Raw genomic sequence first — 21827 nt, 5'->3', positions numbered from 1 at the left:
TCAATGTACTCCCGCTGCGCCAGCGGCACCGCCTGATGACGGATCGGTTGCCGCCGTTTCAGAGTTGACGGGCTCGGCTGTATCGGCTTCGCCTGCACCGATCTGAATACCTGCAGGATTTTCATTCACGGGATTCGGCGTAATCACCATGCCGTCACGCTGGTAACCCAGGCTGGATACCACCACACGCTCACCGCTTGCAATATCGCCACGCACCCAGACTTCACTATCGACAGCCTGCAGAAGCTCCACAGAGCGGGTGCGCAGTTTATTCTCCGCATCCAGCACCAGCACATGGCTGCCTTCATGCAGGGCCTGGCGCGGAAGGCGGGTGACGTTATCCAGCGTCTTACCGGCAATATCCGCTTCCACGAACAGGCCGTTTGCCAGCGGTACGGCACCTTTATACGGTTCCTGGACCCGGGCTACGGCATAGACAAAGCGACTGCTGGAATCGATGTTGGCCTCGGTGCGCACCAGGACACCGCGCCACTCGCGCGGTTCACCGGCCACTTCTGCGGTCAGCCGAACCGCGGGACCGTTCTCGATGGACTGCCCGAGCGGCAGGTCCAGCAGGGCCAACTGGCGATCGGTGAGTGGCAACCGTACTTCGGCCACCCCGGTGCTATGAATGCGTGCCAGCCGGGTGCCGGCGGGAATGAACTGGCCCAGGTCGACATAGGTTTCCACCACACGGCCGGCAAATGGTGCCTTGACGCTGGTACGCGCCAGATTCAGCCTGGCCTGGTCACGATCGGCGCGGGCAGCTTCCACGGCCGCCTTGGCAGCGCTCAGCTGAGGCTTGCGCAGGAAAAGGTCATTGGCCGATTGGCTTCCAAGTTCACGCCACTCACGCTTGGCCTGGCGCGCACGCCCCTCTTCCTGGGAAAGGGTGGACTGGGCATTGGCCAGCTGCGACTCCGCACGGGTCAGCTGGAACTGGTAGTCCGCGGCCTCGATCTGCAGCAGCGCATCGCCATCGGTGAAAAAGCCGCCGGCCACAAAAGCATCGCTCACGCTCTCGATAGCCCCGCCAACCCGGGCCACCACATCGATCTCGTGGCGCGCGCGCACCGTACCCTGGCTCGGCACCAGCAGGGTGCGCTGACCCGGCTCCGCATAGAGCACATCGGCCACAGGCGGCAGCGCCACTTCAGGCACTTTTTTCTCCGGCTTTGGCGCCATGAGCAACAGACCTGCAACCAGAAGTGCTCCGGCGAGCACAACAACCCCAAGCAGCTTGTTTTTACTGGAGATTTCCACGGAACTTCCCACTGTTCAATTTTTGACTAGTGGCGCATTCTACCCGAATAAAAAGACAAAAGATCTGCCTGAAACGGCTGTCTATCGTAAAGAATTGCTGTTGGTCGCAAACTGCCCTGTAGGTCACACCCGACCCGGCATTGGCGATTGGTTCAGGGCGGCGCTTGGCGCATAATGGCGGCCGGAAAAAGCGGTAGCCTGGCTGCCACATCAGCAAGAAAAATAAGCAGTTGAAGTAACCTATGCTCGACATCAACAATCGCATTGCCGAGGAACTGGGCGTCCGCCCGCAACAAGTCACCGCCGCCGTAGGCCTGCTCGACGAGGGCGCCACGGTACCGTTTATCGCTCGCTACCGGAAGGAAGTGACCGGAGAGCTGGACGACTCCCAGCTCCGCAACCTGGAAGAGCGTCTGCGCTACCTGCGGGAGATGGAAGACCGCCGCGCGGCGATTCTGAAAAGCATCGACGAGCAGGGCAAGCTCACCCCAGAGCTGGCCGGGCAGATCAACGAGGCCGACACCAAGAACCGCCTCGAGGACCTCTACCTGCCCTACAAGCCCAAGCGCCGCACCAAGGGTCAGATTGCCATTGAAGCCGGCCTCGAGCCGCTGGCAGACGCGCTGTTCGAGAACCCGGGCCTGAACCCGGAAGAGGAAGCGCAGAAGTACTTCAACGACGAGCACGACATCAAGGACACCAAGGCTGCCCTCGACGGTGCCAAGTTCATCCTGATGGAGCGCTTCGCCGAGGACGCCGAACTGCTCGGCAAGCTGCGCGACTTCCTGCAGAAGGAAGGCCAGGTGCAGGCCAAGGTCATGAACGGCAAGGAAGAGGAAGGCGCAAAGTTCCGCGACTACTTCGAACACAACGAGGACTGGAGCAACATGCCGTCCCACCGCGCGCTGGCGATTTTCCGCGGCCGCAACGAGGGCATCCTGAGCATGGGCGTCGGCATTGAGCAGCCGGAAGACGCCTCTCCGCTAGACAGCCACCCGTGCGAATCCATGGTGGCCAGCCACTTCAAAATCGAAGACCAGGGCCGTGCCGCAGACAAATGGCTGCGCGAAGTGGTGCGCTGGACCTGGCGTATCAAGCTGCTGACCAGCCTGGAAACCGACCTGCTCGGCAACCTGCGCGAGCGCGCCGAGGAAGAAGCCATCTCGGTATTTGCGCGCAACCTGAAAGACCTGCTGCTGGCTGCGCCGGCTGGCCAGAAAGCCACCATCGGCCTGGATCCGGGCCTGCGCACCGGGGTCAAGGTTGCGGTAGTGGATTCCACCGGCAAGGTGCTGGACCACACCGCCATCTACCCGAACCCGCCGCAGAACCGCACGCGTGAATCCGCGCAGGTACTGGCGGCGCTGTGCGCCAAATACAATGTGGAGCTGATTGCCATCGGCAACGGCACCGCCAGCCGCGAAACCGACAAGTTTGTCGGCGATACCCTCAAGACCTACAAGCTGCCCGCGCAGAAGGTCATGGTGAACGAATCCGGCGCTTCCATTTACTCCGCCTCGGAATTCGCCGCGCGCGAATTCCCGGACCTGGATGTTACCATTCGCGGCGCCATCTCCATCGCGCGCCGCCTGCAGGACCCGCTGGCGGAGCTGGTGAAGATCGAGCCAAAGTCCATCGGCGTGGGCCAGTACCAGCACGATGTGTCCCAGACCGAGCTGGCGCGCCAGCTGGATGCGGTGGTGGAAGACTGTGTAAACGGCGTTGGTGCCGAACTCAACTCCGCCTCGGCGCCGCTATTGGCGCGCGTATCCGGCCTGAACCAGTCCATCGCCAACAACATCGTCACGTTCCGCGACGCCAACGGTGCCTTTACCAGCCGCAAGCAACTGAAAGACGTGCCGCGCCTCGGGCCCAAGGCTTTCGAGCAGGCCGCCGGCTTCCTGCGCATCCACGGCGCGGAGAACCCGCTCGACGCTTCCGGTGTACACCCGGAAGCCTATGAGGTGGTGAAGCGCATCGCAGTGAAGAATGGCCGCGAAATCAACTCACTGGTGGGCGACAGCGGTTTCCTGCGCAAGCTGAACCCTGCCGACTACACCTGCGACAAGTTCGGTATCCCGACTGTGAAGGACATTATTTCCGAGCTGGACAAACCCGGCCGCGACCCGCGCCCGGAGTTCAAGACAGCGAAGTTCGAGGACGGCGTCGAGGAGATCAAGGACCTGCGCCCGGGCATGATCCTGGAAGGTACCGCCACCAACGTCACCAACTTCGGTGCGTTCGTGGACATCGGCGTACACCAGGATGGCCTGGTGCATATCTCTGCGATGAGCGACAAGTTCATCAAGGATCCGAGCGAAGTGGTCAAGGCCGGCGATATCGTGAAAGTGAAGGTGATGGAAGTGGACGTGGCGCGCAAGCGTATCGGCCTGTCCATGCGTCTCACTGATGAGCCGGGCGAAGCCGGCGACAAGGGCGTTGCCAAGGGCAACCATCGCGAGTCACGCCAGGCCCAGCGCTACAATAGTCAGAACAACAAGCAAAGCAACCAGCGTGGCGGCCGCGGCAGCCAGGGTGGTAATGGCGGCATGGGCTCCATGGGCGACCTGCTGAAAGCAGCGATGGCGAAGAAGAAGTAGTGCCAGGCTGACTTTGCACGGACAGGTCGACGAGTGCGGCAATAACTGATCCGGGTACGATCGCCGTATTCTGTTTCCGAAACTTCGCAGGGGCGAAAATGTTTCGGAAACAGAATACCGCACTCGCACCCTGGCTCACACCAGCGAGCGGATGCCTTTGAAAACAACATTTTCTGCGTAGCAGTGCGGTATCCTCTGCCCAAAACATTTGCCGAGCAGGCAGTTTTGGGCGGAGGATACGGCGATGCTGCCGCGGACCCAGCACCGGTTCAGCCAATGGCTTTATCAGCTCCAGACAAAAAACGCCTGCAGGAATTCCTCGACGCCACGCGGGAAAATACCGAGTCTTTTCTCGGTTACCCGGTCTCCAAGGACTTCGCGTTCGAAGACCTGATGGAATTCCTCAAGTACCCGCTCAACAACCTGGGCGACCCCTTCAGTGATTCCACCTGGCGCGTCGACAGCCGCGCATTCGAGCGCGAGGTGATCACCTTCTTCGCCGAACACCTGCGCGCGCCCGCCAACGACTGGTGGGGCTATGTCACCAATGGCGGTACCGAGGGCAACCTCTACGGCCTTTACCTCGCGCGGGAACTGCTACCCAAGGGGATTGTGTATTACTCGCAGGACACGCATTACAGCGTGGCCAAGAACCTGCATTTCCTCGGCATGCGCCACATCATGATCCGCTCGCAGGCAAATGGCGAGATCGACTACGACGATCTGCGCGAGACCCTGCGCGCACGGCGCGACATTCCGCCGATCATCTTCGCCAATATCGGCACCACCATGACCGAGGCCAAGGACGACCTGAAAAAGATCAAGGGCATCCTCGATGAAATGGCCTTCAGCCAGCGCTACATCCACAGCGATGCCGCACTGTGCGGCGGCATGGCGCCATTTATGGAACCGCGCCCCGCTTTCGATTTTGCCGACGGCGCCGACAGTATCTCCATCAGCGGGCACAAGTCCTTCGGCTCGCCGATTCCCTGCGGCATCGTGCTCGCGCGCAAGTGCAACGTGGACCGCATCGCACGCTCGATCTCCTACATTGGCAACCTGGATACCACCATTACCGGGTCGCGCAATGGCTTCACACCATTGGTGCTCTGGCACACGATCAAGAGCCTGGGTGTCGACGGTCTCAAGGCGCGGATAGACCACGCGCTGGATAATGCCGGTTATGCGGAAACCGCCATGCGCCATGCGGGCATCGAGGCGTGGCGCAACCCCGGCGCGATTACCGTGGTGTTCCCGCAGGTGGCCGAGTGCGTGAAGCAGAAGTGGCAGCTGGCCACCGCCAACGGCCAGAGCCATGTAATCTGCATGCCCAACGTGACGCGTGCACAGGTCGATGCACTCATTGAAGATATACTGGCTAACCCGGTTGAATCAAAGCAATAGTATTTAGCGATGCGAGACGGACAAGCTGACATGCAGGAAACGACTTTCATGAAGAAAGCATTCAGCTGGCTGAAAACCCTGTTGCTATTAGCCGTCGTCGCCGGCGCGATCAGCTGGTACCAGCAGCGGGATATGCCAAGCGGAAAAGCGCTGCACCTGCGCGGTCCCGACATTACCGCAGCCGCATCGCAGCAGGCAGAGCTGGACCTGCATCGCATGGCTGAGGACGGCCCGGTGCTGGTTTACTTCTGGGCGACCTGGTGCGGATACTGCCGCGTGGTTTCGCCGGCAGTAGATGGGATTGCAGAAGACCATCAGGTTATTTCAGTTGCACTGCAGTCCGGCAGCGCTGATGAAGTCCGCCAGTATCTGCATGACAAGGAGCTGGCCTTCCCGACCATCAACGACAACAGCGGCATCCTCTCTTCACAGTGGGGCGTACGTGTCACCCCCACTATCGCCATTATCGACAGCCAGCGCGAGATCGCCTGGGTGACGTCCGGCATTACCACTGAGGCCGGCCTGCGCGCCCGGCTTGCAGTTACCCGCTAGCCTGCCTCATCAGAACCATTATCGTCGTGCTCCGCCCCCACCCTCGAACCGCGGCCGCGCACAGGGTTGAATTCACGCGCAAAGATTTCCCAGAACGCCACGAACAGTGCCGCCAGCAGGGGCCCCATCACAAAACCGGAGACCCCAAACAACACAAAACCACCGAGGGTGGAGAACAGCACCAGGTAATCTGGCAGCTGCGTGTCGCGGCCCACAAGGATCGGGCGCAGCAGGTTGTCAGCGAGACCAATGACCAGCACTCCATAAGCCACCAGCACGGTCGCACTGATCAGTTCGCCCGTCGCAAACAGGTAAATGGCCACCGGCACCCATACCAGCGGCGGCCCCATGGCAGGCACCAGTGACAGTACCGCCATCAAAACCGCCCACAGCATTGCACCGGGAATATCGAGAATCCAGAAAATCAGGCCGCCGAGAGCCCCCTGCACCACGGCCACCAGCAGGTTGCCCTTGATGGTCGCGCGGGTCACTTCGGCCACCTTGTCAAACAGCAGATGTTCGCGCGCATCCCCCATCGGCAGCGCACGCTTGAATTTCTCCAGCAGCGCCTGGCCATCACGGAGCAGGAAGAACGTGAGATACAGCATCAACGCAAGGCCGACGAAAAACTGCGCCGTGTTCTGACCGAAGCTGATAGCGTGCTTGCCGACAAAGCGGCTCGCGTTCACCGCCCCTTCCAGCGTCTGTTTTTGCAGCTCATCCAGGTCGACATCGAGGCGCTCGACCAGCCCGGGAAGACCGGGAATCGCCGAGCGGATACTGTGCAGGATCTTTCCAAGGTCTATCTCTCCGGCCTGAATTTTCTGATAGAAACTGACCGCTTCATTTACGACCGATGCGGATATCAGCAACACCGGCAGGACCGCAAGCACGATACTCAGCAACAGCACCGCCAGTGCCACCAGGTTTTGTCGCTGGGGGTACTTCAGCAGCAGTTTTTTGTGTAGCGGGTGGAACAGGACCGTAACCACACCCGCCCAGAAGATGGCAAAGAAGAATGGCTTCAGCAACCAGCCGAAGGCCAGGGTGATCAACAATAACAGTGCGAGGAAAAATACCTGTTCCAGTTTTTCCTGCATGCCAATCCCCCGGCCCACCACTGTCGCCGAATCAACGGCGGCAGATCTGGTCCGCCATCCAGCCGACGGTGCCGGCGTAGTAGGTAGAGTTGTTGTAGGTCATGATGGTGTCGAAGTTGCGGAACGCGAGGAACGCAGGCCCGCCGTCCGGCGTCACGATGCGACCACTCAGTGAGGACGGCACGCCGCCCGGCACCTGCACGCCCATGGCCTTCCACTCCGCGGCGCTCTTGCGGGTCTTGCGGTCCACGTGGGAGCGGCTGAAGTTGCGCGGCAGGCGCACTTCAACGGCCCAGGGCTGACCCGCCTGCCAGCCATTGCTGCGCAGGTAGTTGGCAATGGAGCCGAGCGCATCCGGAATGCTGTTCCAGATATCCTTGCGGCCGTCGCCATTGTAATCCACCGCATAGTTCTTCCAGCTGGTGGGCAGGAATTGCGGATGGCCGGAGGCACCGGCCCACTCACCCACAAACTGGCCAAGGGATACCTGGCCCGAGTGGACGATATGGAAGGCCTGGATCAACTGCTTGCGGAAGAAGGCCTTGCGATTGGAATCGTACGCAAGCGTTGCCAGGGACGGGATCACCGGGAAGCTGCCCTTGAAGCCGCCATAGGCAGTCTCCAGCCCCCAGATGGATGCGATCACACAGGAGTCCACGCCGTAGCGGCGTTCGACGCTGCTCAATGTAGATTTGTACTTTGCGTACTTCTGCCGACCGATGCGGATACGCGCGGCATCTGCGCGGGAGCTGCGATATTTTAGGAACGACAGGCGTCGCTCCGGCTGGCTCTTGTTGAGTTTCTTGACCTTGCGATCCGGCTGCCTGGCTGATGCCATGGCCCGGTCGAACAGGCTTGGCGGGATACCGCTGGCCACCACTTCGCGTTTCAGGTCCGCCTTCCACGCGTCCCAGCTACCGCGCGCTTCCGCGCTTTGCGGTGACTGCAGCAACAGCAGGCTGCACACACCAGCTCCGATCAGAATACTTTTGAATTGCACGATACACCCCGGATACTACTTATTTCCTCTCCAGAGTATAGAAGGCTTTTTGCGCCACGCTTTCCTACACCGCCAGGCCGAGTAAATTAGCCCTACCACCGCCTAAAGCCGCAGGTATCGATATGGAACCGTATGCCGCTGTAGATACCCAGCCCCATATTCCAGTCACGCCCGGCCTTGCCGTGCATCTTGCGCAGGCGCGATACCAGCTTCTTGCGTGAGGTGGGGTTTTGCGGAATCAGGTCGACACCGCAGAAATGCATGTGCTTGCTGCGCCGGGATCCGCCGGCCTTGCGGTTGTATTCAGGGGTCCGCCAACCGGACAGCACGTGCACAGGCCCCACCACCGGCACCACTTCGTCGCGGATCGCCTGCAGGGTCCGTACCATGGACGGCCACTTACTTTCCGGCGGCATGGCAAACGGCGGCTCCTCTACCATCAACCAGTCAGTGCCCTGACGCAGCAGTTCGAACGGTGGCACCACGCCCTCCACGCCCTCACTGGACAGGAAATTGCGCAGTTTGTCGAAACGATTACTCTCCTCTGTTTCGAACAGGTAGGCGGAAAACATGGTGCGCGACGGCGTATTGTAACCCTGTAGCACACTGATCGCCGGCAGCGCCGTGGGGATTTCATCCGGCGCGCTGACCGGTACCGGTTCCCGAATCAGCAGATAGATCACCAGTGACAGCAGGGCCGCCGCCAGCGTAGCCAGCCAGCTGGCGGTACGACGCTTGATCCGGAACTCGATGTAGTCTGACTTTTCAGCTTCTATCGACATGCTTCACCAGTACTTCTGCGCAGTGCTGCAGGATGCGGCCGGCGGGTCCATTCGCTCGCAGTTGGTGAGCCACCAGAGGCGCGCACCGCAGAATACCAGTAACGATACGATCACGACCACGACCATGCGATTGATAGGACTGCTCCCCGTCGCTCCTGGCGACTGCCTCAGTCCCTAACGATAGTCGAGTTTTGCGCCATCGGCGGGTTTTGCATTCTGGGAATAGCTCTTGACCTTGCAGCGCTGTTTAGCTTCTCTAAGTAAACAGTGACTCGGAAAAACGCGTTACCAAAAAATCCTGCCCGGCATGCGGGCAACCTTTCACCTGACGGCGAAGGCAAAATGAAGCTGGTCTGGTTTCTCAATAATCTGCGCAGCCATGACAATCGGCCACTGAATCGGGCCTGCGATCCGGAGCATGGTAATGAACCAGTTGTCGCCCTCTACTGTTTTGATCCGCAATTTTTCAACAGTGATGAGTTCGGATTCCCGCGCACCGAAAAGTTTCGCGCGCAGTTTCTCCTGCAGAGCCTGGAAGATTTACAACAGCAGCTATCCGACCTCAATATTCCGCTACTGATACGCTTGGGTACACCCGCACAGATTATTCCAGAGCTTGTCGCCGAACACGGTATAACCGAGCTGTTTTTGCAATATGAGTGGACGCGAGATGAACGCACTGCGCTGGCGTCCCTGCGCGCGGCACCTGCTATGGACGCAGTGCACATCCACATGGATTACGACCAGTTTCTCATCCATCCAGACGACCTACCGTTTGCGGAAGTCGCAGAGTTACCGGAAGTGTTTACCCAGTTCCGCAAGGTGGTTGAGCGACAGTTACCCATACGCACGCCGCTGCCCACCCCCACACCGCGATCCGGAAGAAATCTCACAGCAGCAGGTGGCAGCTCGCCATTGCCGACACTTGAAGAGCTTGGACTGGAGCAACCGGTAGCAGACCCTCGCAGTGCTTTTCCCTTCACCGGTGGTAGTGCCGCGGGCAAGCAACGTATAGAGGAATATTTCTGGCGCAGCGAAAACATTACCCGCTACAAACAAACCCGCAACGGCCTGATAGGCACCGAATACAGTAGCAAACTCTCCGCCTGGCTGGCGAATGGCAGCCTGTCGCCACGAGAGGTGCATGCAGAATTGAAACGTTTCGAACGGGAAGTACAGGCCAACGAAGACACCTATTGGCTGCAGTTTGAACTGCTGTGGCGCGACTACTTCAAATACATATCACTCAAGCACGGTGATCGCCTATTCGTCCTGAGCGGTATTCGCGCGCGGGATTACACGTGGCAGCTGGATGAGAAAAAGCTTGTGGCATGGATAGAAGGGCGCACACCCTACGATTTCGTCAACGCCAATATGCGCGAATTCGCCACTACAGGCTGGATGAGCAACCGCGGGCGGCAAAATGTAGCGAGCTACTGGGCGAAGGAACTGCAGCAGGACTGGCGCGCCGGCGCCGCCTGGTTTGAGAGTCAGCTCATCGACTATGACGTACACAGTAACTATGGAAACTGGATGTATAACAGTGGCGTGGGTAATGACTCGCGAGACCGCAGGTTTAATATCGAGCGACAGGCAGAAAATTACGATCCGGACAGAGCTTATCGCAACTTGTGGCTCAGTAATTAGATAGGGTTAGCTCAGTACCGGTGCGCCCGATGGCACGAAACGTGATTTCTTTAGGGAAGTCGTCATACATTTTTGAAATGCAACCTGCGACACATTGCCAGCGGACAAAAAAGCCGGCTATTAAGCCGGCTTTCGCGGGCGGCCAGGTGGCCGCCTTCAGAGAGTAGGGAGCACTTAGCCCTGCGGGCCGGCGTTCTCGATGCCGCTACCCACTTCGAACTTCTTGATGTTCTCAGCAAACAGCTTGGCCAGCTTGGTCGCCGCCGCATCGTAGGCGCCCTTGTCCGCCCAGGCTTCACGCGGGTTCAGGTAGGACTTGTCCACACCCGGTACTTCCACAGGGATATCCAGGTTGAGGATATCCAGGTGCTCGGTGGCCACACCTTCGAGGGCACCGCTCTGGATGGCCGCAACCACCGCGCGGGTGACCGGAATCGGGAAGCGCTTGCCCTGATGTTGAGAAGAGCCACCGGAGCCACCGGTCCAGCCGGTGTTCACCAGGTACACGTTGGAGCCGAACTCCTCGATACGCTTCATCAGCAGGTCCGCATACTCGCGCGGTGCGCGCGGCATGAACGGCGCACCGAAGCAGGTGGAGAAGGTCGGGTGGATACCGGCCTCGGCGCCCAACTCGGTTGAGCCAACACGGGCGGTGTAACCGGACAGGAAGTGATACGCGGCCGCTTCCTTTGACAGGATGGAAACCGGCGGCAGTACACCAGACACATCACAGGTCAGGAAAATCACGTTCTTCGGCTCGCCCGCGCGGTTTTCCAGCTGGCGCATTTCGACGTGCTCCAGCGGGTAAGAACAACGACCGTTCTCGGTCAGGGAGGTATCGTCGTAGTCCGGCACGCCGGCTTCGTCGGTCACCACGTTTTCAACGATGGCACCGAAACGGATCGCGTCCCAGATTACCGGCTCGTTTTTCTGGCTCAGGTTGATGGTCTTGGCGTAACAGCCGCCTTCCATATTGAACACCGCGCCCTTGGCCCAGCCGTGCTCGTCATCGCCGATCAGGTAACGCTCAGGATCTGCAGACAGGGTGGTCTTGCCGGTGCCGGAAAGGCCGAAGAACAGGCAGGTATCGCCGTCTTTGCCAACGTTGGCGGCACAGTGCATCGGCATCACGTCTTTCTCCGGCAGCAGGAAGTTCTGCACGGAGAACATGGCCTTCTTCATCTCACCGGCATAGCGCATGCCGGCCAGCAGGACCTTGCGCTGGGCGAAATTGATGATCACGACGCCTTCAGAATTGGTGCCGTCGCGCTCCGGGTCACATTCGAAGTTGGCGGCGTGCAGGATGCGCCACTCTTCCTTCGCCTGCGGGTTGTACTTCTCCGGACGGATAAACATATTGCGGCCGAACAGGTTGTGCCACGCGGTCTGGGTGGTGACCTTGACCGGCAGGTAGTGGTCTTCGTCCTGGCCAACGTGCAGGTGCTGCACGAAAGAATCGCTGGCAGCGACGAAGCTCTCGACACGGCTCCACAGCGCATCGAACTTGTCCTGCGGGAACGGGCGATTGACGTTGCCCCAGGCAATGCTGTCGGCAGTGGAAGGCTCTTCCACCACAAAGCGATCTGCCGGGGAGCGGCCGGTGCGGGCGCCGGTGGTGGCCAGCAGCGCGCCAGTGGCGGTCAGCTTGCCTTCACCGCGGGTGATTGCTTCTTCAACCAGTCGAGCGGAAGCCAGGTCCTTCAGTACTACCGTCGCTTCGTCCAATCGTGCCATTCGTCGAATACCTTTAATCTGATCCTGCATCTGCATCCGTGCAGCGCAGCAGGCGCCACCCGGATTTTTGGGGGCGCCATTATGGCAAAGTTCAATGCGGGTTAATACCGAAGTCCGGCGATTTTTGCGCAATGAAAGCCCAATTCTCCTGAATATTCAGGATAGAGATTGCAAATACGACAAATACTACAAAAAAAGGGTTTTTCTGTAGTTTTCCTACAAAAAATATCGCCCGTTTTTTACTAACTTTTGGTCAGTGCAGGGTCTGCGTCGGCGAACCAAACAGGGCGTCAATATCGTTACTGTCGAAACGATATTGCTGGTTGCAAAACTGGCAGTCGGCCGCGATTTCGCCTGCGGATTCCTGCAACAATTCGCGCACCTCTTCCTCACCCATCGCCACCAGCGCCTGCTCACTGCGCTCGCGCGAGCAGCTGCAGCGGAAACGGATATCCGACATGCCCATATCGGCCGGTGCCAGCTCGTGGAACAGCCGGTACACCAGCTGGTCATGCGGCAGGTTGTGCAGTTCCTCTGCGGTGACGGTTGCCGCCATGGCAACGGCATCATCCCAGGCCTGGGCATTTTCCTCGGCGGTGGCGGCGTTATTACCGGGCATGATCTGCAACATGATGCCACCGACGGTATCTGCCGCCGCCTCCAGCCAGAAGCGGGTGGCTAGCTGTTCGGAGCGCTCGAAGTAGTGCTCCAGGCAGCCCGCCAGGGTATCGGCTTCCATCGGCACCATGCCCTGGTAACGCGACCCTTTGGCCGGGTCGATGGTGATGCTGAGCACCGCATTTTCCCCCAGCAGCTCGCGCAGGCCGGCGCCCTCCGGAATGACCGCATCCGCCTCCAGCCGCGCAATACCGCGCAGGTCACTGTGGTGGGTACACTCCGCCATGATCAGTGGCATGTTGCCATCGCCGCGCGCCTGCAGCGTCAGGATGCCCTCAAACTTGAGGGTGGTGGACAGCAGGCAGGCCGCCGCCAGAAACTCGCCCAGCAGGTGTGCCGCGGGCGCCGGCAGGCTGTTGTTGGAGAGGATGTCGCGATAGGCGTCACCCAGGGTGACTACCTGGCCACGAATATCGTGACCGGAGAATATAAAGCGTTGAAGCTGGTCTGACATGTCGATCGCCGGTTGAAAAATGCGCGCATTCTAGAGCATAGCGTGCAGCGGCAAAAGGTGACCCGCCTGCACGATAAGGGTGAGATCGCCGAAGGCGAGTTGATGGACAACTATGTGACCCTCCTCGCCGGCATCTTCCGCGGCGTACGCTTCGGTGCCGCCAGCGCCCAAGTTGCGGGAGGCCCATTGCGGATATGGCGCCAATTGTCCGAGGAGGTCGTATGGGGCATGTTTAAACCAGAGTACCTGATCCCGACGATGAGCATGTGACTCGCCTTCCCGTAGTCAGAAAATATACCCGGCGGGCGACTGTACTGGCCGCGGCATTTGTGAGAGGGTACGGGCAGGGTTGGCTTGTAGCTCCTGTCAGATTTTGTGATTCTTTTTTAGCAGCCCGCAAAACCTGGGGCCATCCGCTTGACACTATCGCTCCAGCGTCTGATTCGATTCTCGATCAAGGAGATTTATCATGCGATTTGGGGTTCTGGTATTCGGCTTCGTTTTAACGCTTCCGGCATCTGCCCATGCGGTCGATCATGCCCTTGGAATTGAGATCGGCCCCGCAGGCACCTCCGGCAGCCCATGTGCCAACTTTTCCACGAACTATGATTGTGATGATAGCGATCAGGCCTTCCGTCTTTTTTACGGTCTAAGGGTCTCGGAACAGTTTGAACTCCGGCTGGGCAGCACTTTTTTCGATGTTCGCTTGACGGATGATGTCGACCCGATTTTTAACGCCCCCAGTGTAAGCTCGAGTATTACTGATGCCGCACTGTTATGGCGAAGCCCCATCAATGACTGGGTGCAATGGCATGCGAAAGGTGGCCTGGGGTACTGGGAGGAATCCCGGTCCGGCGGTGCTTTTCTCGGTGGGGGAGACAGCTCCAGCGGGGTGGTACCACTGCTAGGCTTCGGGGCTGAACTTGGCAAGGGTCCTTTGAGGTTTGGCCTGAATCTGGATGCTTACCCGGGTGCGGCAGAAACGGATCTGCTGTATTTCTCCAGCATCGGCTTGCAATTTATTTGGTAGCGGGAACGGCATCAGCCACTTCGCGCCAGGCCGCAGAGCCGATGTCCTGCCCAGCGGCTAGGTATCAGCGTGGCCGCCACTGTAACGCAACGTGTGGTACTTCGCCTCGACGACCGTGCAGCGCAATCCATCGAGTCGCTGGCGGAGTACGCCGAAGGCGGGTCGCGCCAGCGACTCACTGGCGGCCCTGGTGTTCTGCAACTGGTGAAGGGTGACTGATATCAGGTCACAGCGCGGAAGTATGCGGTGTGCGCCCCTTGCCCGCCGCTGCGCTGGAATCGAACAGCCCCGGCGAATGGCGTGCGGGGATATGGTAGGTTTCCAGGATCAGCGGCTGTTGCCTGCTGGCCTCCTCGTGTTCCAGCACCATCATGTATCCCGCATCATCCTCCATTCGAACGAATGCCTCGCTGTTGTCTTCCAGCATCCGCGCAAACGACAGGAAATCCCGTACGGGCTTGCCGTTCACCTGTTCCACGATCCAGTTCTTCCAGTCGTGATAACCCAGGTTGATCGCCGCGGGCAGGACCTTGAGTGCGACCACCAGCTCCTTGCGATCGGCGTCGGCCCACTGGCTGCGCGCGTGCAGGAAATCCACCGGCGCCTTGGAGTGCCAGCTGCTGCCCCAGCGCTTGATCAGGTTCATATTGAGCGGCACAAACACCACACCCCCATAGATGTAGTATTGCGGCAGCTCGTCGTACTGTTCGGCGAGTACCAGGGTGCGAGACAGCGGCGGTTTGCCCAGCTCTACCTCCAGTGTCTGCTCCTCGCCATCGCGCGCAACCTTCACCTTGATCTTGTCACCGACATGGTGTCGGTCGATGGCGAAATGGTAGTTGGTGCGCTGATTCGGGCGCCATTCCACGGTCCGGTCCTCGGCAACCTCCATACCATCGACCTCGAGAATCACATCGCCGAGCTTGAGTACCCCGGCAGCCTTGGAGTCCTCGAATACCCTGACCACCAGCGCACCTTCCTGGTCGTCCTCCAACCCTGCAATGGCGCGCATCGAGGGGCTCTCCATGTTCTGGGTTACCGCGCCGAGTTCCGGGAAACCATCGTGGCTGCCGTCACCGGCGTCTTCCAGTACATGCCGAATCACGATGGGCGGCACGAAGTAACCAAGGTTTTCTGCGCGCTGGCTGGTATTGGCCTGCATCACCACACCGACAATACGCCCACCGGAAATTACCGGGCCACCGCTGTTGCCCGGGTTGATGGCGGCATCGATCTGGCCGGCCATCAGGTAACTGTCAGCGTGGGCGTAGTACTGGTGCTCGACCCGCGACAGCACGCCGCGGGTAATGGACAGCGACTTGCCGCCAATGGGGTAGCCGTACACCGTAACTTCCTGTTGCAGCTCCGGCAGGTCGCCGATGCGCAGGGCACGCGTGCCCTCGAAAAAGCTCTCGTCGTCGACGGAAAGCACAGCGAGGTCCGCCTCGTGTGAAATCACGTCCACGCGCGCACGGTATTTCTTGGCGTCGCCGTGGCGCTGTACCTGTATATAGCTGCCATTGGCAACGACATGGGCGTTGGTGAGGATGCGGTTATCGGCAATGACGGCACCGGAGCCGTTGAGCTGCTTGGCATTCAGAAGCGCCCACGGGTTGAAGTAATCCGGCGCTGCCGCAGTGGTATATATCTTGATGATCGAACGCTTGATGCGCTCGATCTCTGCCGTGTCGGCGTGGGCAAGGGGGACGAGGAACAGCCCCAGGGCCAGGACCGCGAGAATTTTACGCGCCATTTCGTACTCTTCTTCCTTAAAATTTTTATTGACGATATTTGGACCGGCAAACACGCCGTCGGTTTCGTCAATTTAGCAGTTCCCTGTGAAGATGACCGAAATTGCTTCCTGTTTACTTTTTCAGGCTACTTGTCCATATCCTCACGGAAGCGATGGATCTGGCGCCGCTGCTTCTTGGTGGGGCGGCCCTCGCCCGCACGCGGCACCGCACCGGCCTTGCGCGCGGCTTCCTGTTCGGCGCGTTTCTGCGCGCTGTCCTCGGTCTCTCGATAGAGTTTCTGCGCCTCGGGCGCACCGCGACGCTGGTCTGACAACGCCAGCACCTCGACGGTTTTCTCATCCCAACCCTGGCGCACCACCAGCAGGGTGCCCACCACAATTTCCTTGCTCGCTTTCACGCGCTGGCCATCGCAGTGCACCTTGCCGCCCTCGATCGCCTGCTTGGCGATGCTGCGGGTCTTGAAAAAACGTGCGGCCCAGAGCCACTTGTCGATACGGACTTTATCCATTGACATCTTGCGCGCTTTCGATTGGCATCACTTCATCGAAGTGGGTAATGGCCGGGAATTCATCGATCTCCCGCACCGGTCCGCGGCTGTCCGGCTGGCGCACGCAGAGCAGGTGGCGGATGCCGTATTTGTGCGCGGAGCGCAGCACCGGCAGGCTGTCGTCCACGAACAGGGTGCGCGCCGGGTCAAAGGGCTCACTCTCCTGCAACGCCACCCAGAAATCCTGCGCCTCTTTCGGATGGCGGAAATCATGCGAGGAGACCACGCTATGCAGCCACTGGTCGATGGCAGTCTCACGCAGCTTTAGCCCCAGCGCATCCCGGTGCGCATTGGTGGCGAGGATCACGCGCTTGCCGGCACCGAGCAGCCCCTCCAGAAACGCCTCGGTATGGGGACGAATCGCAATCTTGTGGCGAATCTCCTCCTTGAGCGTCAGCATGTCCATATCCAGCCGTTCCGACCAGTAGGCCAGGCAGTACCAGTCCAGTTGGCCGCGGATCGCATCCATGTCTGCCAGTAGCTGTTCACGTACCTCATCCGGCCCCACACCGCGTTGCTCTGCGTAGCGATTCGGCAGGTGCTCCAGCCAGAAATAATTATCGAAGTGCAGATCCAGCAGGGTGCCGTCCATGTCCAGCAGCACCGTATCAACATTCTTCCAGTCCACCGGGTTCACTCCTGTGTACTCCCCGCCTGCTGCGCAGCCTGACGCCGGAGCAGGCCGCTGACAATCAACAGCTGGGCCAGATAATAAGTGACCATGATGGCAACATCAGACCCAACGAACGGCTGCACGAATTTATTGATGGCGATCAGACTGTCCGACAACATAAACGCCAGCGCGCCGGCGAACAGTACCCCGGAGGGCGGGCTTACCGCGGCAGCGCAGACCGCCATGGCGGTGATGGCGCACAGGTACACCGCAACCGGCGCCTGCATGCCGGCCGCCAGCGGCAGGATGATGACAGCCAACGCCACTGCGGCTGCAATTAGCGGGGCAATACGGCGACTGAAGATGCCCGCGCGCCACTCGGCCTCGCGCAGGAAATTGTAGGTATAAATCAGCTGTGCGATCAGGAAAGCGCCGAGGCCGGAGACAAACTGCCCCGGGAATTGCAGTGCAAGCAGCACATCGCCCAGGGCCGAAAACAATAACGCCGCTGTAATACCCGCGCGCAAGCGCCCGCGCAGGTTGCGCCAGGCCACCCAGGCCAGCAGCAGGATTGGCAGCGGCTTCAGCAGGACCGGCAGGAGCCCCTCTACTGACATTGCACGCAGCACAATAAACACACAGCCCATTGCCACGAACAGTAGAGTCTGGTTCCGCGTCAGTGCTGTTGTCATCGTATTTCCCATATTCATCGTTATGTGTCTCGCCCTGCCACCGACCGGCGTTTTCAGGAATTTCCGCATACCCTATCGGTGCAGTCGCAGGCGGCCTATAATCCCCGCCTTTATCGTAAAACTCAACCGGGATAGGGTATGGACAAGGCGCTTCTGGAACAGGTCATCACAATCGCACAACAGGCCGGTGAGGCCATTCTTGAGGTTTACCAGCGCAGCGAAGGGATGGACATCCAGACCAAGCAGGATGATTCGCCGGTGACCGCAGCGGACCTGGCAGCCCACGCAATCATGGAACCCGCACTCGCGGCACTGCTGGACGGCGTGCCGGTACTCAGCGAGGAGTCCAAGCTGCCGCCTTTCGACGTGCGCGGCCAATGGCAAAGCTACTGGATTATCGACCCACTGGACGGCACCAAGGAATTCATCAAACGCAATGGCGAATTTACCGTCAACATCGCGCTGGTTGAGGACGGCATCCCGGTCATGGGCGTGGTACACGTGCCTGTACTGAATATCACCTACGCCGGCGGTCGCGACCTGGGCGCCTTCAAGATTGCAGACGGCACCCGTACAGCGATCAGCAGCCGCAAGCTGGCGCAGCACATCGACAGCGGCAAGCCGGTCGAGGTTGTGGCCAGCCGCAGTCACGGCGCCGACGCCGTCGATGCCCTGATGAACCGGATCCAGGGCGCTCTCGGGCCGGTAGACACCAAAAACATGGGCAGCTCGCTCAAGCTATGCCTGGTCGCCGAGGGCGCCGCAGACCTGTATCCGCGCCTGGCACTGACCAGCGAGTGGGATACCGCTGCGGCGCAGGCGGTCGTGGAGGCCGCGGGAGGCATCGTCGTGGACGACAAGTTCCAGCTGATGCGCTACAACACCAAGGAAGACATCCTCAACCCGTTCTTCTATGTGATCGGCGATCCTTCCTACGACTGGAAGCCACTGCTGCTGGGCTAATCCCCGCCCCCTCCTGATTGCCGCCGTGCCAGATACCGTGGCGCGGCGCGCAAAATCCCGCTATACGTCCTAAGCTTTATCAATACGGCGCGATTTTTCGCACTCAAAGGAAAAGCTGGAGATGTAATGCCATGGCCAATCCCCGCAGTGCTCACCTCAATTACTTGGCCTCCCGAAAACTGGCGGGGCAACTGGAGCATGAAATCGACTGGCTCGAACGCCAGGTCAGTGAACTGCATGGCACAGAAGAGAAACTGGACTTCGCCCTGCTGCAGACTTACAAGGAAATGATTTTCAGTCGCAAGCAGATGCTCACTGAAATCCGCGGGCGCTGATTTTTGGTGCCGCGTCGACACTGGCTGGCAATGCCATTGCCCAGCCTCTAAATCCAAAAGGCGCCGCCTAACCGGCACACCGGTAAATATTCCGTAAAGCCGCGTCATATAAAATGTTTTCCCGCTTCACTTCACAAGTTTGCGGCGCCAACTTTCCTACCTAGATTTTTTTTCTGGCTACCCTTTCGTTTGTGCATTTCGTCAATAAGAGCTCAAACTTATGCGGTACCCGGTGGTCGTACATAATTTTCAGTATTCCGGCTTCGGCGCAATCGCCCCGGACCTGCCCCACTGCCATGTGCATGGCGAAACACTCGACGAAACCCTGCAGAAAATGGCAGAGACCATCGTCGATCGATTGGACGAGCTGCAGGCACTGGGCGAGCCCATCCCTGCCCCCGCAACCATCGATCACTATCGCAATAATCCGGCCTTCAAGGATGGCATCTGGGCGATTGTCGATATCGTCCACACCCAGCCTTCAACCTGAGAACCTGACACAACCTGAAAGCAACCAGCAGAGACCCGTTCAGTTACAGCCATTCCAAGCAGCATTCGGCTAATGACCAGGGAACGAATAGGAAAAACACCCCGGAGTCACCATGAAAAGAACCATCGCATTTTGCGCCGCGCTGTCCGCACTCGCTTCCGGCAACGTCCTTGCCGACTGGAACAATCCCCTCGATGGATTCTGTCGCGGTGAATACTTCCTGACCACCAGAGTCGGTGGCGGCGTGGGTGAGATTGATGGCGGCTGGGGACAAAGCTTCGATGACGCCTTTATCAGCTTCGGCGTTCAGGAGGCATGGTCAGGCTTCGAGGTGGCGTTCAAGTACCTCACCGCTGACGGCGACTTTGGCGATCTGGACCAGTACTCCGTCGACTTCAATTTCGACCTGGCGCCCGATTGCGACATCATGTGCCTCTACCTCAAGATGGGCTGGAACTATGGAGATTTTGACCTCGATCGCGTCCGGCTATCAGCATTACCCGATGACTTCGAGGTGACCGATGAGGAAATAGGACAGCGATATGTCGACCTCCTCGGCGAGAGTGAAAACGATGACTGGTTCAGCTGGGGCATCGGCTTCCAATACAAGTGGACTGACCGCCTGATTACCGCAATCGAATACAACCACCACAATGTTGGCCGGGTCGGCGACTACACCATGGACAAGATGGAGAACATCCAGCTTTCCCTGACCTGGCGCTTCGGCAAGACCTGGAACACAGCGCCACCGTATACCGAATACGACAGCGGCAGGCCAATCGATTTTCCTTACTCGAAGTGACACTGAGAACTGTTTGCCAAAATTTGTGGGAGAACCACTCCAGAAAGCATCTTTCAAGACCGAAATCCGATAACTAAAACAGGCAGAATCCATGCTACCGGTGAAAAAAGCAGTCATCCCCGTCGCCGGGCTTGGCACGCGTATGCTTCCTGCCACGAAGGCAATTCCAAAGGAAATGCTTCCTGTGGTTGATAAGCCTCTGATCCAGTATGTGGTCAATGAAGCAGTGTCTGCAGGCATTAACGAAATCGTACTGGTCACCCATGCCAGCAAAAATGCGATCGAGAACCACTTCGACACCTCCTTTGAGCTGGAGGCGCAACTCGACAAGCGCCAGAAGCGCCAGCTGCTCAATGAGGTGCGATCGATCATACCGCCCGGTGTCACAGTAATTTCGGTACGTCAGGCCGAGGCGAAAGGCCTAGGTCACGCGATCCTCTGCGCCAGGCCGGTAATTGGAGAAAATCCCTTCGCCGTATTGTTACCGGATGTACTGATCCACGACCAGCCTGCAGACTCTGCAGGCAATAACCTAACCGAAATGCTTTATAACTATCAATCGAGCGGTCGCGCGCAGGTAATGGTGGATCCGGTTCCATGGAAAGACGTGGCGCATTACGGCATCGTAGACTGTCTGGACTCACAGCTGGCGGAACGCGGAACAACCAGGGTTTCGGGCGTGATTGAGAAACCGTCGATAGATGCCGCACCGTCAAATATGGCGATAGTTGGACGCTACATTTTCCCGGCTGATATCTGGCCGCTCCTCGCGAGCACACAACCGGACAATTCCGGTGAAATCCAACTAACCGATGCCATGCTGCCTCTCGTAAAGGAATCGCGACTCGACGCGTTCCGGCTCGCAGGAAAAAGTTTCGATTGCGGCAGCAAAATCGGTTACATGAAAGCCCAACTGCACTACATCCATGGTCACCCAGAATTTCTGCGCGACCGTGACAAGACTCCAGCGAAAGTACAGATGCCAATTACTGAATAACCCTCCCGATTTTTTCTGCGTACCTGGCGTACAGGAACTGTAGGAACCGAAAAAAGAAAACCAAAATGACAAAAAACCCTCTAGAAATGGCCATGCAGACCGCTCTTGTCTACCTTCAAATGTACAGTCTGGCAGTCCCCACGCCACTGCCAAAGCGCAAATAACTTTTATAAATATTCCGGGTCCAGATCTATGACCGCTTCACGGAAAAAAATCCTCGCTTCTGCTTCACCAGGCGGTCACTGGAAACAACTGCTGTTACTCTCTCCTGCATTCGAGGGCGCAGAAACAGTTTTTATAACTGCGAAAGACAACCCGGAAATTTCCGCTATTCCAGGCCGTTATTATCTTGTCCCGGACGCCAGTCGACACAGCCCTTTTCGGGCAATC

22 protein-coding genes are annotated in these 21827 nt (G+C 58.9%); 12 read left to right on the top strand and 10 right to left on the bottom strand.

Annotation, left to right across the window (positions count from 1 at the left end; genetic code table 11):
* Nucleotides 1-1263 carry an efflux RND transporter periplasmic adaptor subunit gene (locus QSJ80_RS10445; RefSeq protein WP_285764395.1) on the bottom strand — a complete coding sequence of 421 codons (1263 nt, stop codon included), beginning with the start codon at nucleotides 1261-1263 and terminating at the stop codon, nucleotides 1-3.
* A gap of 242 nt (nucleotides 1264-1505) precedes the next feature.
* On the opposite strand from QSJ80_RS10445, the gene QSJ80_RS10440 reads away from it, so the two are divergent.
* The 3 genes from QSJ80_RS10440 (at nucleotide 1506) to QSJ80_RS10430 (ending at nucleotide 5819) form a co-directional block, all read left to right on the top strand.
* Nucleotides 1506-3863, top strand: coding sequence for a Tex family protein (locus QSJ80_RS10440; RefSeq protein WP_285764394.1), 2358 nt, complete (start codon nucleotides 1506-1508; stop codon nucleotides 3861-3863).
* Nucleotides 3864-4139: 276 nt separating this feature from the next.
* Nucleotides 4140-5267, top strand: a complete 1128-nt coding sequence (locus tag QSJ80_RS10435) for a histidine decarboxylase (RefSeq protein WP_285764393.1) — start codon at nucleotides 4140-4142, stop codon at nucleotides 5265-5267.
* A 48-nt stretch (nucleotides 5268-5315) separates the two neighbouring features.
* Nucleotides 5316-5819 carry a protein disulfide oxidoreductase gene (locus QSJ80_RS10430; RefSeq protein ID WP_285764392.1) on the top strand — a complete coding sequence of 168 codons (504 nt, stop codon included), beginning with the start codon at nucleotides 5316-5318 and terminating at the stop codon, nucleotides 5817-5819.
* Here the strand turns inward: QSJ80_RS10430 and QSJ80_RS10425 are convergent.
* The 3 genes from QSJ80_RS10425 to QSJ80_RS10415 all read right to left on the bottom strand — a co-directional run bounded on the left by QSJ80_RS10425 (nucleotide 5816) and on the right by QSJ80_RS10415 (nucleotide 8701).
* A complete protein-coding gene (locus tag QSJ80_RS10425) occupies nucleotides 5816-6919 on the bottom strand; it encodes an AI-2E family transporter (protein ID WP_285764391.1) in 1104 nt (367 codons plus the stop codon). The two genes, QSJ80_RS10430 and QSJ80_RS10425, sit on opposite strands and share 4 nt — an antisense overlap.
* A gap of 31 nt (nucleotides 6920-6950) precedes the next feature.
* Nucleotides 6951-7919, bottom strand: a complete 969-nt coding sequence (locus QSJ80_RS10420) for a lytic murein transglycosylase (RefSeq protein WP_285764390.1) — start codon at nucleotides 7917-7919, stop codon at nucleotides 6951-6953.
* Between the two features lie 92 nt (nucleotides 7920-8011).
* Entirely contained in the window at nucleotides 8012-8701 is a 690-nt protein-coding gene (locus tag QSJ80_RS10415) for a D-Ala-D-Ala carboxypeptidase family metallohydrolase (protein WP_285764389.1), read from the bottom strand.
* 342 nt (nucleotides 8702-9043) lie between these two features.
* On the opposite strand from QSJ80_RS10415, the gene QSJ80_RS10410 reads away from it, so the two are divergent.
* Nucleotides 9044-10348, top strand: a complete 1305-nt coding sequence (locus tag QSJ80_RS10410; protein ID WP_285764388.1) for a DASH family cryptochrome — start codon at nucleotides 9044-9046, stop codon at nucleotides 10346-10348.
* Between the two features lie 174 nt (nucleotides 10349-10522).
* Here QSJ80_RS10410 and QSJ80_RS10405 read toward each other — a convergent pair whose 3' ends face one another.
* Both QSJ80_RS10405 and hslO read right to left on the bottom strand, forming a co-directional pair.
* Nucleotides 10523-12082 carry a phosphoenolpyruvate carboxykinase gene (locus QSJ80_RS10405; RefSeq protein WP_285764387.1) on the bottom strand — a complete coding sequence of 520 codons (1560 nt, stop codon included), beginning with the start codon at nucleotides 12080-12082 and terminating at the stop codon, nucleotides 10523-10525.
* Between the two features lie 253 nt (nucleotides 12083-12335).
* Entirely contained in the window at nucleotides 12336-13214 is an 879-nt protein-coding gene (gene hslO / locus QSJ80_RS10400) for an Hsp33 family molecular chaperone HslO (RefSeq protein ID WP_285764386.1), read from the bottom strand.
* A 42-nt stretch (nucleotides 13215-13256) separates the two neighbouring features.
* Between hslO and QSJ80_RS10395 the strand changes: the two genes are divergently transcribed.
* The 3 genes from QSJ80_RS10395 to QSJ80_RS10385 all read left to right on the top strand — a co-directional run bounded on the left by QSJ80_RS10395 (nucleotide 13257) and on the right by QSJ80_RS10385 (nucleotide 14463).
* Entirely contained in the window at nucleotides 13257-13484 is a 228-nt protein-coding gene (locus tag QSJ80_RS10395) for a hypothetical protein (RefSeq protein ID WP_285764385.1), read from the top strand.
* Between the two features lie 199 nt (nucleotides 13485-13683).
* On the top strand, nucleotides 13684-14244 hold the full coding sequence (locus tag QSJ80_RS10390) for a hypothetical protein (RefSeq protein ID WP_285764384.1): 561 nt from the start codon (nucleotides 13684-13686) through the stop codon (nucleotides 14242-14244).
* Nucleotides 14245-14313: 69 nt separating this feature from the next.
* On the top strand, nucleotides 14314-14463 hold the full coding sequence (locus tag QSJ80_RS10385; RefSeq protein WP_285764383.1) for a hypothetical protein: 150 nt from the start codon (nucleotides 14314-14316) through the stop codon (nucleotides 14461-14463).
* 7 nt (nucleotides 14464-14470) lie between these two features.
* Here QSJ80_RS10385 and QSJ80_RS10380 read toward each other — a convergent pair whose 3' ends face one another.
* The 4 genes from QSJ80_RS10380 to QSJ80_RS10365 form a co-directional block, all read right to left on the bottom strand.
* Nucleotides 14471-15997 carry a S1C family serine protease gene (locus QSJ80_RS10380; protein ID WP_285764382.1) on the bottom strand — a complete coding sequence of 509 codons (1527 nt, stop codon included), beginning with the start codon at nucleotides 15995-15997 and terminating at the stop codon, nucleotides 14471-14473.
* A gap of 125 nt (nucleotides 15998-16122) precedes the next feature.
* Nucleotides 16123-16506, bottom strand: a complete 384-nt coding sequence (locus QSJ80_RS10375; protein ID WP_285764381.1) for an RNA-binding S4 domain-containing protein — start codon at nucleotides 16504-16506, stop codon at nucleotides 16123-16125.
* Nucleotides 16499-17173, bottom strand: a complete 675-nt coding sequence (gene yrfG, locus QSJ80_RS10370; RefSeq protein WP_285764380.1) for a GMP/IMP nucleotidase — start codon at nucleotides 17171-17173, stop codon at nucleotides 16499-16501. Before yrfG ends, QSJ80_RS10375 begins: the two co-directional genes overlap by 8 nt.
* Nucleotides 17174-17178: 5 nt before the next feature.
* Nucleotides 17179-17850, bottom strand: a complete 672-nt coding sequence (locus tag QSJ80_RS10365) for a lysoplasmalogenase (protein ID WP_285764379.1) — start codon at nucleotides 17848-17850, stop codon at nucleotides 17179-17181.
* Nucleotides 17851-17988: 138 nt separating this feature from the next.
* On the opposite strand from QSJ80_RS10365, the gene cysQ reads away from it, so the two are divergent.
* The 5 genes from cysQ (at nucleotide 17989) to galU (ending at nucleotide 21437) form a co-directional block, all read left to right on the top strand.
* Nucleotides 17989-18813, top strand: coding sequence for a 3'(2'),5'-bisphosphate nucleotidase CysQ (cysQ, locus tag QSJ80_RS10360; RefSeq protein ID WP_285764378.1), 825 nt, complete (start codon nucleotides 17989-17991; stop codon nucleotides 18811-18813).
* A gap of 131 nt (nucleotides 18814-18944) precedes the next feature.
* Nucleotides 18945-19148, top strand: coding sequence for a hypothetical protein (locus QSJ80_RS10355; RefSeq protein WP_285764377.1), 204 nt, complete (start codon nucleotides 18945-18947; stop codon nucleotides 19146-19148).
* Nucleotides 19149-19368: 220 nt separating this feature from the next.
* Complete coding sequence (locus QSJ80_RS10350; RefSeq protein ID WP_285764376.1) at nucleotides 19369-19638, top strand: type II toxin-antitoxin system HicB family antitoxin; 270 nt, start codon at nucleotides 19369-19371, stop codon at nucleotides 19636-19638.
* Nucleotides 19639-19750: 112 nt separating this feature from the next.
* Nucleotides 19751-20440 (top strand): outer membrane protein, encoded by a 690-nt coding sequence (locus QSJ80_RS10345; protein WP_285764375.1) that lies wholly within the window; start codon nucleotides 19751-19753, stop codon nucleotides 20438-20440.
* 91 nt (nucleotides 20441-20531) lie between these two features.
* On the top strand, nucleotides 20532-21437 hold the full coding sequence (galU, locus tag QSJ80_RS10340; protein WP_285764374.1) for a UTP--glucose-1-phosphate uridylyltransferase GalU: 906 nt from the start codon (nucleotides 20532-20534) through the stop codon (nucleotides 21435-21437).
* The last annotated feature ends 390 nt before the right edge of the window (nucleotides 21438-21827 follow it).

The organism is Biformimicrobium ophioploci, from assembly GCF_030270605.1.
Taxonomy (GTDB): domain Bacteria; phylum Pseudomonadota; class Gammaproteobacteria; order Pseudomonadales; family Cellvibrionaceae; genus Biformimicrobium; species Biformimicrobium ophioploci.
This window is presented reverse-complemented; position numbering and strand designations above follow the sequence as displayed.